Here is a 12,705-nt window from a genome sequence, read left to right on the forward strand (position 1 = left end):
CTAAATTTCAACAGTTTGAAAATTAGTAAGTTTGAGTCGCTTTAAAGCTTTCAATACCAGCTTTGAATGCTGCTTCGATGTCTTTGTTCCAATCACCAGTTTCATCGATCTGTTGCATTAACGCAGCATGTTCAGAACGGAAGTAAGAAATTAATGCAGCATCAAAGTCTACAATTTTCTTCACTTCTACGTCAGCCATGTAGCCTTCGTTAGATGCATATACAGACACAGCTTGGTCAGCAATTGAATATGGAGCATATTGTTTTTGCTTCATTAATTCAGTTACACGTTGACCATGCTCAAGTTGCTTACGAGTTGCTTCATCAAGGTCAGAAGCGAACTGAGCAAACGCAGCCAATTCACGATATTGTGCTAAAGCAGTACGGATACCACCAGACAATTTTTTGATGATCTTAGTTTGAGCAGAACCACCAACACGAGATACAGAGATACCCGCGTTCACAGCAGGACGAATACCTGCGTTGAATAATGATGTTTCTAAGAAGATCTGACCATCAGTAATCGAAATTACGTTCGTTGGTACGAATGCAGATACGTCACCCGCTTGAGTTTCAATAATCGGTAATGCAGTTAATGAACCAGTTTGGCCTTTAACTTCACCGTTAGTGAATTTCTCAACATAGTCAGCAGATACACGAGAAGCACGTTCAAGTAGACGACTATGAAGATAGAATACGTCACCTGGATACGCTTCACGACCTGGTGGACGGCGTAAAAGCAATGAAATTTGACGATACGCAACTGCTTGTTTAGATAAGTCATCATAAATGATTAACGCATCTTCACCGCGGTCACGGAAGTATTCGCCCATTGTACAGCCAGAGTACGGAGCAAGGAAAAGCATTGCTGCTGGATCCGCTGCCGCTGCTGCTACAACAGTCGTATACGCCATAGCGCCAGTTTCTTCTAACTTACGTACAACGTTTGCGATAGTTGATTGTTTTTGACCAACTGCAACGTAGATACATTTAATGCCAGAATTCTTCTGTGCGATGATCGCATCGATCGCCATTGCTGTTTTACCAGTTTGACGGTCACCGATGATTAATTCACGTTGGCCACGACCAACTGGAATCATTGTATCAACTGATTTATAACCAGTTTGTACAGGCTCATCTACCGATTGACGCCAAATTACGCCTGGTGCAACTTTTTCAACTGCATCAGATAATTTTGCATCAATTGGGCCTTTACCATCAATTGGGTTACCCAAAGCATCTACTACACGGCCTAAAAGTTCTGGACCAACCGGAACTTCTAATACACGACCTGTACAACGAGCTTTTTGACCTTCTTGAAGGCTTAAGTAGTTACCTAAAACAACGACGCCCACTGAATCCTGTTCTAGGTTCAGTGCCATACCGTATAAGCCGCCGTCGAATTCGATCATTTCACCGTACATTGCATCAGCAAGGCCGTGAATACGCACAATACCGTCGGAAACCATAACAATGGTTCCTTCGTTCTTAGCGGTCGCGCTGGTGTCCAGATCGCCGATACGCTGTTTAATGAGCGCACTGATCTCGGATGGATTCAGTTGTTGCATTGCGCTATACCTCAATCTTTATTAAGTTCAGTCTTCTTTTTACGCAATTATGCAAGAAGACGAGTCCGCATTTTTTCAAGCTTATTAAGCGCAGAATCATCTATCACTTGGTCGCCTGCACGAATAACAACACCCGCGATTAACGCTGGGTTAACTTCTACTGAAACATTTACAGCTGCGTTGAAACGTTTCTCTAACGCAGATGCAAGTAATTGCTCTTGTTCAGCAGAAAGTGGTAATGCAGATTCAATCACGACATCTACCACATTGTTATTTTGTGATTTAAGAAGTTCGTACTCTGCTTCAATCTCAGGTAACAAAGTTAAACGATCATTTTCAGCCAAAAGTGTCAAAAAGTTAGACACTTCAGCAGTTTGATCTGCACCTAAAACCTTAGCAAATAAACTTACTTGCTCCACAGGAGTAAGCTCAGGGCGACTCAAGTAAGCGGAAAATGCTTCATCTTGCACCGCAGCACTAAGCACTTGTAACACATTTGACCAATTGTCAGTTGCACCTTGCTCAGAAGCGAAAGCAAATGCTGCTTTGGCGTACGGGCGTGCTAACGTCAAGAGTTCAGCCATAATCGCCTCGCTTAAAGTTTAGCAGCCAGCTGAGTAAGCATGGCATTGTGAGCTGCTTCATCAACTTGTTGGTTCAGAATTTTCTCTGCACCAGCAACAGCAAGAGCTGCAACTTGTTGACGTAATTCTTCACGAGCAGCATTGATCTCTGTGTCAACAGCTTCTTTCGCTTGTTGACGAATACGCTCACCTTCAGCAGATGCTTGAGTACGAGCTTCTTCAACCAATTGAGCCGCACGACGGTTCGCTTGTTCGATCAATTGAGCCGCTTGTGCTTTCGCTGCATCTAATTCAGCTTTAACTTGAGCTTGCGCATCTGCAAGATCAGCTTTCGCCTTTTCAGCTGCATTTAAGCCATCAGCAATTTTACGCTGACGCTCACTAATCGCATTGATTAGTGGAGGCCAAACGAATTTCATACAGAATGCGACAAAGATCGCAAACGCAATCGCTTGACCAAACAGAGTATAGTTAATATTCATTGCTATTCCTCAAATAGTTGATTTCGGAATTTAGCTAATTAACCTACTAGGCCGATGAACGGATTTGCAAAGATAATGAACAAACCAATACCAACACCGATCATAGGCACAGCATCAAGAAGACCCGCGATTAAGAACATACGAGTTTGAAGTTGTGGAGCCAATTCTGGTTGACGAGCAACAGCTTCAAGGAAGCGACCACCTAAAAGACCAAAACCGATCGCAGTACCTAAAGCACCGAACGCGATTAAAAGAGCAGCTGCAACAGCAGATAAGCCAACTACTAAATCCATGAAAAAATCCTCAGAGGTTGAGTTTAAATCAAACAAAAAAACTTTAGCCCAACTACATAGTGTAGTCGAGCAAATATTAATTAATGCTTCTCGCTAGCCATACTCATATACACGATCGTTAACATCATGAAGATGAATGCTTGTAACGTGATAACAAGAATATGGAAGATTGCCCAAGGCACAGACAACGCCCATTGAATCCAGAACGGTAATAATGCAATCAAAATGAAGATCAATTCACCCGCATACATGTTACCGAACAAACGGAGAGCCAATGAAATTGGACGCGCGATAAAAGTTACTAATTCAAGAAGAATATTTACTGGAATTAATAATGCTTTTAAAAATGGGTTACTTGGATTGAATGGGTTAAGCGCAAATTCTGCACCGAAACCGACTAGACCTTTTTCACGGATACTATAGAAAATAGTTAACGCAAATACTGATAACGCCATACCAAGGGTTACGTTAGGGTCAGTAGATGGAACGATCTTGAAGTAAACATGATGCGGGTCGATACCGAATAGCCCACCAATTATGTGTTGAGCTGTATAAGGAATCCAGTCAACAGGGATAAGGTCCATCAAGTTCATGAGGAAAATCCACACGAAGATGGTAAGAGCTAGAGGCGCGATTAAACGTGATTTACCATGAAAGGTATCACGAACACTTGAGTCAACAAACTCAACGATCATTTCAATTGCAGCCTGGAACTTGGTCGGAACACCAGAGTTTGCAGCTTTCGCTACTAACCAGAACAACAAACAGAAAATGACGCCAAGGCCGATTGACCAACCCATAGAATCCAAGTGAATAGCAGTGAACCCCATCTCTTTCGCTTCTTCAGCAGTCTCAGCTAACTTCCACGTACCATCTGGTGCTTTACCATAGGTCATGTTCGTTAAGTGATGCTGAATATACTCAGACGAGGTAAGGGTATGTTCTTCAGCAGCCATAAATCACACCTGGTTAATGTCAAATACAAATTAGAGTTAACGAATATCGCGTGCTGCTTGATATCTCGTTAAACATCTAAAAAACTTTTCAATTTTTCGTTGCAATTCAACTCATTTTGATAGACGCGACGCCCAAAAAGGTGCGACCCACGACATGGTCTGAACGAGTATGAAACCACAAAACAATGCGACCGCTGACAACGGTTTCACATTGATTAAAATCAAAATGAAGCCAACAATCACAATTCCAAACTTACCGAGCAACCCCCGATACATATTCGATAGAACCTGTTTCGAAGCTCTTGCACCTGCAGCTCTGAACGACTGCCATGAAAAATAACAACTGGCTAGCCAACATACGAATGCACCTAATGCTGCACTCAAAGCCGCAGTCGAGTCTTTCAAGACCCACGCTATCAAGGCTGAAACAGGTATCATACATGCTTGCAAGATGACTAAAGCTTTCGCTAATCGTCGGTCAATCAAGCGACTAGTTCGGCTCATTTATTATCCACTCACAGCAATAATGCTTGACAAGTTTAGCTGATGATTATTTTTAATCGCAGGCATTATAGAGTTACACCCCTGAACATGCAATCTTTTCCCGACCTAAGTCTGGCATTTTTAGATCGTTTATTGCTGAGCACTTATACAATTATCGGCTGTTTTTACATCACTTTTGTGCTTTTTCTACACATGCACGTACTTGTATCGCTAGAGTCTGCCATGCTGTTATAAAATTCTGGTGTTTAGCAAAACTCTCATCAACTGCGAGAAAATTCACATGACCTAGAGACTTATATTGATTCTTATTAGCTACAGTTTCAGCCAAAAGACACATCTTTTGCTGTGGGCGACTGTCTTTTAAATATTTGATTTGAGCAATTGTAGGTGCCATATGTGGGTCTTCTGTCATCGCACCAGCGAATTTTAGCAACAGCGCACGCTCCAAGTATTGGTATGCATCATGTAATGACCAATACGGCTGAACACCATGATTGAGTTTTACACTTTGTGAGGTTTTCAGCATCTCATGTGCAAAAAGTTTAGCATTACTCCAATACTTGTCTTTAAACTCAGGTTGTTGTTGTGAGCGTAATGCCGCTATAAAAAAGCCAATACGAACTGCATTATTTGGTTCTAACCATACATGAGTATCGACAGTTCCTTTTACTACGTCCCCTCGACTATTTCTAAGCGGCAATGTTTGCAATATTCCTGTATTCAATAAGGCAACTGCTTTAGAGTTTTTCGCCAAAATACTCTCTAATGGCGCTTCATGCGCTTTACCAAGCCAAATAACCAATCCAGCATCCTGAATTAATTTACGGTGCGCAGGGGTCAGATGAACATCATGCCCTGTTTGATTTTCTAGCAACAATTTTGGTTCTTCAATTCCTTGAGTGATTTCTTTTGCAATCAAATACACTGGGTGTGTCGAAACCACCAAGGGTGCTTGTGCCCAAGCCAAGGTTGTGAATAATGCTGTAAAGCATAGTGCTAGCAGACGCAACATGAAATTAATTACCACTCGAATTTTGACGTTATAATATAACAAACAGTTAAAAATGCCTATGCTGTTCGTAAGTTGCAAGGTCTCATGATACTATTTATGAGATATCCCCTTCCCTTTTCGAAGTCTTGAGGTCAGTCCATGAGCGCATGTTCACACGAACATCATGATACTTTACACGGTGTGCATGATCACCCGAATGTTGAAGCTCGTTTATTAGAAGCTGAAGCAAGCTGCGCTGCTTCAGGCGCTAAATTGACTCCGCTTCGCAAAGAAGTTTTAGAGTTAATTTTAACGGCCTCAGGGCCCATGGGCGCTTATGACTTGTTGGCGAAATTAAAAGGTAATGCTGAACGTCCAGCAGCACCTCCAACTGTTTACCGCACCCTCGATTTTTTGCTCGAAAAAGGTTTTATTCATCGTTTAACTTCAATTAATGCCTATATTCCATGTTGCCATCCTCGTGCTGGACATCAAGCAGCTTTTCTCATTTGCTCTCAATGCAATACAGTGAAAGAGGCTTCAGCTCTTGGTTTGATTCAACAACTTGATCAATTAGCTTCCTCTGATCATTTTCAGGCTCAACATAGCATTATTGAGATTTCAGGATTATGTCAGCAGTGCTCTCAGTAAGTTCTGCATTGCCATTAATTGAACTGCAGCAAATTAATGTGCGAATTGATGAAAGAGACATTTTAAAGAATGTTGACTTTCAGATTCATGACAAAGAAATTATTACCCTCATTGGTCCCAATGGGGCGGGTAAATCAACGCTTATCAAAGTGATTCTCGGAATTGTGAAGGCCAATTCTGGTCAAATTAAACATCATAAAGCCTTAAAGCTTGCTTACGTCCCTCAAAAGTTCAATCCATCCCACAGCTTGCCACTTCGAGTGAAAGATTTACTTGATTTAGAAAAGTGTGATCTTGCGATTAAACAAGAAATTATTCGAGATACTGGGATCATAAAATTACAAGATTCGAAAGTCCAACAGCTGTCTGGTGGGGAACGCCAGCGTGTACTTTTAGCACGCGCTCTACTGCGCCAACCCAACTTATTGGTACTCGATGAACCGATGCAAGGTTTAGATATTCAATCTGAAGCTGAACTTTATGATTATGTTCGAAGTCTACCTGAGCGCTACGGCTGCTCGATCTTAATCGTCTCTCATGATTTGCAGTGGGTGATGCAAGGTACACAGCGTGTGGTATGCCTCAATAAACATATATGTTGTAGCGGTTTGCCTGAAAATATTCAACAAGACCCTGAGTATCAGGCTATTTTCGGCACTAATCGGGTGTTCTACCAACATCATCACGATCATTGTGCACATGGTGATACAGCAACGCCATGTCAACATGATCCTCGTCCTCATATTCATCCAGAACCGGAAGCTTAGATCATGATGGAATGGTTACAACTTCTATTACCTGCATGGATTATGGGAACATTGTTAGTGTTTCTAACTGCACCGCTTGGTTGTCTTATGTTATGGCGTCGTATGTCATTCTTTGCAGACACAATGGCGCATGGAACTCTCTTGGGTGTGGCGATTGCTGGCTTACTCACCCTCCCCTTATGGATGGGGGTTACGTTTACCGCGTTACTCTTGGTCGCAGTCCTTTGGGTATTACATGATCCTCGCCTGCCCAACGATGCATTACTTGCGTTATGTTCAGCAACGCTGCTTTGCTCAGGACTATTGGTCATCCAACACCTCCCTGCGCTAAGACCAGAGTTGCTCAGTTATTTATTTGGCGATCTTTTAACAATATCTTGGTCCGACTTACCAACATTTGCAATGGTGATTGTCATTGCACTCACTGTACTCTATAAAAGTTGGCAATCTCAAATTCAAATTGCGATTGATCCTGATATTGCGGTAAGTGAAGGTGTGAATGCGAAATGGCATCGCCTTATTTTTATGCTGCTTCTTGCCTTATTTACAGTACTTGCGTTACGTGCAGTAGGTTCATTACTCATGGGTGCTTTATTGGTTATACCTGCATTAACTGCAAGACTTTTAGCACACTCACCTAAACACATGGTGCTATGGTCTTTTATTGTGGCTCAAATTGGTGTGACTGTGGGTTTATGGTCGAGTGCAGGTTTAAATATTGCAACAGGTTTAAGCATTGTATTAACCATGGCAATCGTATTTGCTGTGATTTTTATCATTCAAAAATTTAAAAAGATAGCCTGAATTATTTAGGCTATTCATTAATCTTGCTGCTTTGTAAAATATTTATGAAGACAGAGAAAGATATAACAAGAGAATATAAAAACCACCATAACCAATAAATTAATGAGGCCTTTTATCCATAACACATGCCAAAAGCCAAAAAAGGTCTCGGGCATAAACCAAGATTCAACAATATAGAAAGGTAACCATTCGAATAGTAAACCGATTGCAGCCGTCATAAATAAGACCACATTGATCCACATCAAATAAACCATTTGTTTGAAAAAGATCTTATATCGCGAAGTATCATCCACAATCATTTTTTTTATAAGGGTGGTGACCAAAATTAAAATCACTGTAAGTCCAAATGTGGCGCATATGCCAACACCCGCGCCCCACATCACAAACTTGATCCATTCCCACACACTTTCAGGCTGTAAATAAAAATACGCCCAGATATAGGGAGTTGAGATTAAGCCAAGCCCTAACAGAATAGTCAAAATTAATATTATAATTTTCAATAAAATAACCCTCAATCGTTATTTTATTGTGTCTTATTGATGCACTAAACTCAATAAAAAAGCCGCACCTGCAAATAAACCTGCAAAGGTACGATTCATCACTTTTTGTTGACGAGGTGATTTAAGTAAACGCAATACCTTCGCTGCAAGACCTGTATATCCAGCCATAACGATAAGATCGATAGCAATCATTGTACAAGCCATGATGAGGTATTGTGGCCATTGAGGCTTTGAAAGATCCAGAAACTGTGGCAATACTGCCAATAAGAATACAATTGCTTTTGGATTACTCATATTGACAAAGAAACCGCTGATTACTAGCTTCATCGCTGACTTTTGCTTTAAATCAGTCTGAATTTCGATGGACTGCACTGGGGCTTTCCACTGTAAATATGCCAAATATAATAAATACCCAACCCCAAACCATTTGACGATCAAAAATGCCAAAGGTGTCGTAGCAAATAGTACACCTGCTCCCGCAGCTACAACTCCAATTTGAACCAAAAGTGCAAGCTGCAGACCAATTGCATTCCAATAACCTCGTTTGAATCCATAATTCAAACCACTAGACATAGATGCAATAGCACCTGCACCAGGCGAAATACTAATAACCCAACATGCAAGCATGTAGGCAAACCACATTTGATAAGACATAACAATTTGGGAGATTTATTTTGATGAGATTATATGACAATTCGACTTTTTTAAGATTTAAAATTTGAATGTTTTTTTAAACGCCTGTCTGTTCAGCACTATGATGATCAGGCACAATGTGATCAGCAAAATTAGGATATTATAATTTCAGGAGCCATGAATGACTTCCCAATCCGTAATCTTACCATTACCCTCAGATCATGCTCGCTTTATCACTTTGCGTTTAAAAGATTTATCAATAGATCAACTAAAAGAAAAACTTGAAGATCTCTTTACGACTCGTGATCGCTTAATTACTCAACATCCTCATGCTCAAATTAAAACTGCGGTGGCTTTTGGACCAGAACTTTGGTCACAACTCTACCCTCACCAACCAGAAGGTTTTAAACAGCTTGAACCAATTCAAGGCTCTTTCACCATGCCTGTGGTCCCTGCTGATGTTTTGATCCATATCGCAGCACAGCGTACTGATATTTGCTTTGCCTTAAGCCAAGCTTTTTTTGAAGGAATTCAGGATTTGGTTGAGGTTTTAGATGAGCGCGTGTGCTTCCGAAATTTTGATGGTCGAGATTTAACTGGTTTTATTGATGGCACCGAAAACCCTCAATTTCCAGATGATCGTGCTGAAACAGCTTTACTAGGTGAAAATACAGGAATTTTCACTGATGGCTCATTCGTTTTTGCTCAACGTTATCGTCATGATCTAGATAAATGGAAAAAACTTAAAGTTGATGCACAAGAGCAAGTGATTGGGCGCACCAAACTCGAAAGCATAGAGCTTGATGACGATGTTAAACCTGACAATGCACATGTGGCTCGAACCGTTGTTGAAGATGATGAAGGTGAGGAGCTTGAAATTCTTCGTCATTCTTTACCGTATGGCGATGGACGTGGTGATCAAGGTTTGTATTTTATCGCTTATACGAAAGATTTAACACGTATTGATCGCATGCTGACACGTATGTTTGGAACTAGTGGCGATGGTATTCATGATCGCTTATTGCACTTTGTTGCGCCTTTAGACGGAGCTTATTATTTTGCCCCAAGTGAAGAGTTGCTAGAAAAGGTATTGGAAGATTAAACAATAGAAAGCCGACGAGAGTCGGCTTTATTAATATTACAATCACTAAATACTACAAGCAGTTAATATCCTTGATTTCTAAAGATATTTTATTGAATTGAGTTATTTTCTTTGTCTTAAAATTCTTATAAGTAACATCGTATAATAAATACCCTTGAGACATAAATGTATATTGCCCTGAAACTTTACCATTTATAATTTCATTCATTGTACGGTAGATTTCAGGTTTAGAGTTTTCACCCATATCTTCCTCTACAGTCTTAACTGGTTTAGATATCTTTATATTCTTTAAATAAGGATAATATTTTACATATTGTAAATTAGGGTAGTCACTTGGTATCAGTAAAACTGTATTCTTATTTGAAAAACAATAATAATCATTACTTTTTGAATAGCTTTGAGTACAAGATACGAGAATAAAATAAATAAATAAGATTTTTTTCACAGTTCTTCTAACCTTTTAGTAGCTAATAATTTTGCTGCATCTGCACTATAGCCATATCGCTTACGACTTATTGTGTTACCCTTTTTATCCTTTGTAGTACCAAAAGGATATGCTTGATCTTTGCTCATTTCAAGGAATCGAGCATATCCTTTTTTTGCTTGCTCTACATTTTTTGATTTTCCCTTTTTATTGGCTTGAGGATCATTCCATAATCCCCACCCAAAACACTCACCTGCCCTCTTAGAGTAAATATAACTTTGTTCAAAAGAAGTATAATCATCTAAGCGTCTTACAACTTCCTGTTCAATGTTAGTACATTTTTTAATTTTAAATGCATCTACTGCCTTTTTATAATAAGACAACCTATCATCAAATCCATTATATCCTCCATTAATTAATGCACAGGTCGCGATTAGATCATTTTTTATAGCATGCGGTGATAAATTCCCTGCTTTAGAGTGATGCCAATACCAAACTGCTGATCCAACTGCATGTTTTTTTTCCTTAGCAATTCGATGTTTATTATTTTCTGTGAAATCTTCATTAACAGCCTTTCCATAACCCTCATAATTTGACTTGTACGTAATCTGCATCAAACCACGTCCTTTGTAACCATCATAAACACTACTCTCCGGTTTTCCTCCTAATCCTTCTTCTAGAAGACGATAGCCAGCAGTCTCATGTAATGTATGTGCGATAAAGTGAGCTTTTTCTAAGCAATTATTCATGTTAAGTTTCTTAAATTGCTCATTAAGATCGCTTAAGAACTCTAATGCAGTAGAACTATTTGTTATTGTTTTAAATTCACTAATTGTAATATCCCTATTACATGCACATTCACCACTATTTAGCGTTCTAGTAACATTTGGATCTCCTTGAGCAGTATTCCCATTAGATATATCAACATCTAAATGTAATTCAACAGGACTTTCTTTAACTCTTTTTGCGAAGTAGTTAACAGGCTCCAATGCTTTGCCATCAGGTTTAAAAACAGTGAATCTCAACTGCTGACCTACCATTGTTATAAGTGGCATTTTACCATTTGATATAGATAAAATTTGCTTTTGACCTGAATGAACTAATAGCATTTCAACTTTTGTCTTTTGAACTAAAAAATCACTCCCATCTCGATCCAACAAGTGCAAAATAGATGTACTTTTAAACTTTTCATAAGAATCATCTAATTTAATTATAATCGGTTGTAATGAACCATTTTTTGAATTAACTGAACTTTTCACAACAAATTGATCATTTGGCTTTAGCACTAAAACTTCAATATCTCTATTACGAGAAGATACTACCTCCACAATACCATGTTGATTAGTGTAACGTTCATAAGAAGAAGCCCTTCCCTTAGGTCTTGATTTAACAGGAAAGTTAGTCATAACTTTATCGTTGCTATCAACAATTTTAAATAAAGTAACCACCATACCATTATCAGGTTTTGATAATAACCTGGTTTGATATTCTTCGAGAGTTTTTGGTAATTTGATTATTATTGGCAATTTAGTTGAAGACTTGATTGAGCTATTTACCGTTTTAAAAATAGTATATCTTTCAGAGTTTGGAGGTTTTACAAGAATTTCTACAGTTCTATTTGGAGATGCCTGAAAAATAAATAACCCATTAGAGTCTGTTTTCTGACTATTTGCTCTAGAAGAGCCTTTATACCTAGACTGTACATTTAAATTAATTAAATATCGACCAGAATGATCATAAAATTTAGCTACAAGTGTGACTAAATTACTCATCTTCTAAATCCTCTTTAGCATAAACACTATCAAAATCTACTGACTCATTGAAATCATCTATTTCTTCTAGTAATTCATCTATATTTTCTTCAACTTGACCCTTCTGTTTTAAAGTTACATAGTTAGAATTAAAGCCTAAAGCTACGAAACTCTCTGACTCTGATGTATAAAAACGTAAAGAGCTAATTTCTTTTTCACTATCTAAAAATCCAAAATTAGTTTTTAATAAATTGTCATTATTTTTATTTAGAACGTAGATTTCCTTTTTACCTAATGAGCTTTTTCCCCACTTATAATCCACTTGATTACTATAAGGAGTTTGTATCTTTGGTAAAGCATACTTTTCAGAAATAATATTTGCCCCCCTTGTAAATAAATGCTGTCCAGCTTTGACTTCAAACTTACCAGCTGTGGTCGGTAAAACTCCCGAACTGCTAATTTCAATCTGTGAGCCGCCACCGATCAACACTATTTTTTTTGCCGCTTTAATTTCAATTCGATCTTCCGTCGAAATAATCTGCACACCCTTTCTTGCAATCAGATCAGCACCATCCCCTTGCGCTTGAATCTCGATCTTGCCTTTGCCTGCATACAGTCGTGCCCCTTCTTGCGCTGCAAATAAGCTGATCTTTTTGCTGGCATGGCTAACAATGCTGTCTTGGGTACTGGTGTTGA

The 12,705-nt window shown here is 39.1% G+C and carries 16 protein-coding genes; 4 read left to right on the plus strand and 12 right to left on the minus strand.

Annotated features, from left to right (window positions below; genetic code table 11):
• Nucleotides 1-22: 22 nt before the first annotated feature.
• The 7 genes from atpA to AC1M84_RS13775 all read right to left on the minus strand — a co-directional run bounded on the left by atpA (nucleotide 23) and on the right by AC1M84_RS13775 (nucleotide 5,398).
• Entirely contained in the window at nucleotides 23-1,567 is a 1,545-nt protein-coding gene (gene atpA / locus AC1M84_RS13745; protein WP_035268197.1) for a F0F1 ATP synthase subunit alpha, read from the minus strand.
• A gap of 47 nt (nucleotides 1,568-1,614) precedes the next feature.
• Nucleotides 1,615-2,151 carry a F0F1 ATP synthase subunit delta gene (locus AC1M84_RS13750; protein ID WP_035268194.1) on the minus strand — a complete coding sequence of 179 codons (537 nt, stop codon included), beginning with the start codon at nucleotides 2,149-2,151 and terminating at the stop codon, nucleotides 1,615-1,617.
• 11 nt (nucleotides 2,152-2,162) lie between these two features.
• On the minus strand, nucleotides 2,163-2,633 hold the full coding sequence (locus AC1M84_RS13755) for a F0F1 ATP synthase subunit B (protein ID WP_035268191.1): 471 nt from the start codon (nucleotides 2,631-2,633) through the stop codon (nucleotides 2,163-2,165).
• Between the two features lie 38 nt (nucleotides 2,634-2,671).
• Complete coding sequence (gene atpE, locus AC1M84_RS13760; protein ID WP_035268188.1) at nucleotides 2,672-2,926, minus strand: F0F1 ATP synthase subunit C; 255 nt, start codon at nucleotides 2,924-2,926, stop codon at nucleotides 2,672-2,674.
• Nucleotides 2,927-3,006: 80 nt separating this feature from the next.
• Nucleotides 3,007-3,882: a F0F1 ATP synthase subunit A gene (gene atpB, locus AC1M84_RS13765; RefSeq protein ID WP_035268181.1), complete on the minus strand. Its 876-nt coding sequence runs from the start codon at nucleotides 3,880-3,882 to the stop codon at nucleotides 3,007-3,009.
• A gap of 111 nt (nucleotides 3,883-3,993) precedes the next feature.
• The gene (locus AC1M84_RS13770; RefSeq protein ID WP_035268179.1) at nucleotides 3,994-4,386 is read right to left on the minus strand and encodes an ATP synthase subunit I; all 393 of its coding nucleotides are present in this window, start codon (nucleotides 4,384-4,386) and stop codon (nucleotides 3,994-3,996) included.
• A 169-nt stretch (nucleotides 4,387-4,555) separates the two neighbouring features.
• Entirely contained in the window at nucleotides 4,556-5,398 is an 843-nt protein-coding gene (locus tag AC1M84_RS13775) for a metal ABC transporter solute-binding protein, Zn/Mn family (protein WP_481593723.1), read from the minus strand.
• 138 nt (nucleotides 5,399-5,536) lie between these two features.
• On the opposite strand from AC1M84_RS13775, the gene AC1M84_RS13780 reads away from it, so the two are divergent.
• The 3 genes from AC1M84_RS13780 to znuB are packed head-to-tail and all read left to right on the plus strand — an operon-like array spanning nucleotide 5,537 to nucleotide 7,599.
• Nucleotides 5,537-6,028, plus strand: coding sequence for a transcriptional repressor (locus AC1M84_RS13780; protein WP_481595191.1), 492 nt, complete (start codon nucleotides 5,537-5,539; stop codon nucleotides 6,026-6,028).
• Entirely contained in the window at nucleotides 6,007-6,795 is a 789-nt protein-coding gene (gene znuC / locus AC1M84_RS13785) for a zinc ABC transporter ATP-binding protein ZnuC (protein WP_035268168.1), read from the plus strand. Before AC1M84_RS13780 ends, znuC begins: the two co-directional genes overlap by 22 nt.
• A gap of 3 nt (nucleotides 6,796-6,798) precedes the next feature.
• Nucleotides 6,799-7,599: a zinc ABC transporter permease subunit ZnuB gene (gene znuB, locus AC1M84_RS13790; RefSeq protein ID WP_481595192.1), complete on the plus strand. Its 801-nt coding sequence runs from the start codon at nucleotides 6,799-6,801 to the stop codon at nucleotides 7,597-7,599.
• Nucleotides 7,600-7,616: 17 nt separating this feature from the next.
• Here znuB and AC1M84_RS13795 read toward each other — a convergent pair whose 3' ends face one another.
• Nucleotides 7,617-8,099 (minus strand): hypothetical protein, encoded by a 483-nt coding sequence (locus tag AC1M84_RS13795; RefSeq protein ID WP_481593725.1) that lies wholly within the window; start codon nucleotides 8,097-8,099, stop codon nucleotides 7,617-7,619.
• Nucleotides 8,100-8,132: 33 nt separating this feature from the next.
• The gene (locus AC1M84_RS13800; RefSeq protein WP_481589356.1) at nucleotides 8,133-8,753 is read right to left on the minus strand and encodes a LysE family transporter; all 621 of its coding nucleotides are present in this window, start codon (nucleotides 8,751-8,753) and stop codon (nucleotides 8,133-8,135) included.
• 160 nt (nucleotides 8,754-8,913) lie between these two features.
• Between AC1M84_RS13800 and AC1M84_RS13805 the strand changes: the two genes are divergently transcribed.
• The gene (locus AC1M84_RS13805) at nucleotides 8,914-9,834 is read left to right on the plus strand and encodes a Dyp-type peroxidase (protein ID WP_481595193.1); all 921 of its coding nucleotides are present in this window, start codon (nucleotides 8,914-8,916) and stop codon (nucleotides 9,832-9,834) included.
• Between the two features lie 52 nt (nucleotides 9,835-9,886).
• On the opposite strand, the gene AC1M84_RS13810 is transcribed toward AC1M84_RS13805, so the two are convergent.
• The 3 genes from AC1M84_RS13810 to AC1M84_RS13820 form a co-directional block, all read right to left on the minus strand.
• Complete coding sequence (locus AC1M84_RS13810) at nucleotides 9,887-10,279, minus strand: hypothetical protein (RefSeq protein WP_481595194.1); 393 nt, start codon at nucleotides 10,277-10,279, stop codon at nucleotides 9,887-9,889.
• Nucleotides 10,276-12,030, minus strand: coding sequence for a glycoside hydrolase family 19 protein (locus AC1M84_RS13815; RefSeq protein WP_481595195.1), 1,755 nt, complete (start codon nucleotides 12,028-12,030; stop codon nucleotides 10,276-10,278). The genes AC1M84_RS13810 and AC1M84_RS13815 overlap by 4 nt, the downstream gene beginning before the upstream one ends.
• Nucleotides 12,023-12,705: DUF2345 domain-containing protein (locus AC1M84_RS13820; RefSeq protein ID WP_481595196.1), on the minus strand; the 683-nt coding region annotated here is incomplete at its 5' end. The genes AC1M84_RS13820 and AC1M84_RS13815, both read right to left, overlap by 8 nt.

Source organism: Acinetobacter sp. 24-47-66 (assembly GCF_056779755.1).

What these genes read in the sequence shown, in the direction of transcription:
- AC1M84_RS13805 (WP_481595193.1), top strand. Translation starts at nt 8,914, where the DNA reads ATGACTTCCCAATCCGTAATCTTACCATTACCCTCAGATCATGCTCGC.
- AC1M84_RS13770 (WP_035268179.1), bottom strand. Translation starts at nt 4,386, where the DNA reads ATGAGCCGAACTAGTCGCTTGATTGACCGACGATTAGCGAAAGCTTTA.
- AC1M84_RS13750 (WP_035268194.1), bottom strand. Translation starts at nt 2,151, where the DNA reads ATGGCTGAACTCTTGACGTTAGCACGCCCGTACGCCAAAGCAGCATTT.
- AC1M84_RS13755 (WP_035268191.1), bottom strand. Translation starts at nt 2,633, where the DNA reads ATGAATATTAACTATACTCTGTTTGGTCAAGCGATTGCGTTTGCGATC.
- znuC (WP_035268168.1), top strand. Translation starts at nt 6,007, where the DNA reads ATGTCAGCAGTGCTCTCAGTAAGTTCTGCATTGCCATTAATTGAACTG.
- AC1M84_RS13815 (WP_481595195.1), bottom strand. Translation starts at nt 12,030, where the DNA reads ATGAGTAATTTAGTCACACTTGTAGCTAAATTTTATGATCATTCTGGT.
- atpA (WP_035268197.1), bottom strand. Translation starts at nt 1,567, where the DNA reads ATGCAACAACTGAATCCATCCGAGATCAGTGCGCTCATTAAACAGCGT.
- AC1M84_RS13775 (WP_481593723.1), bottom strand. Translation starts at nt 5,398, where the DNA reads ATGTTGCGTCTGCTAGCACTATGCTTTACAGCATTATTCACAACCTTG.
- atpE (WP_035268188.1), bottom strand. Translation starts at nt 2,926, where the DNA reads ATGGATTTAGTAGTTGGCTTATCTGCTGTTGCAGCTGCTCTTTTAATC.
- atpB (WP_035268181.1), bottom strand. Translation starts at nt 3,882, where the DNA reads ATGGCTGCTGAAGAACATACCCTTACCTCGTCTGAGTATATTCAGCAT.
- AC1M84_RS13780 (WP_481595191.1), top strand. Translation starts at nt 5,537, where the DNA reads ATGAGCGCATGTTCACACGAACATCATGATACTTTACACGGTGTGCAT.
- AC1M84_RS13800 (WP_481589356.1), bottom strand. Translation starts at nt 8,753, where the DNA reads ATGTCTTATCAAATGTGGTTTGCCTACATGCTTGCATGTTGGGTTATT.
- znuB (WP_481595192.1), top strand. Translation starts at nt 6,799, where the DNA reads ATGATGGAATGGTTACAACTTCTATTACCTGCATGGATTATGGGAACA.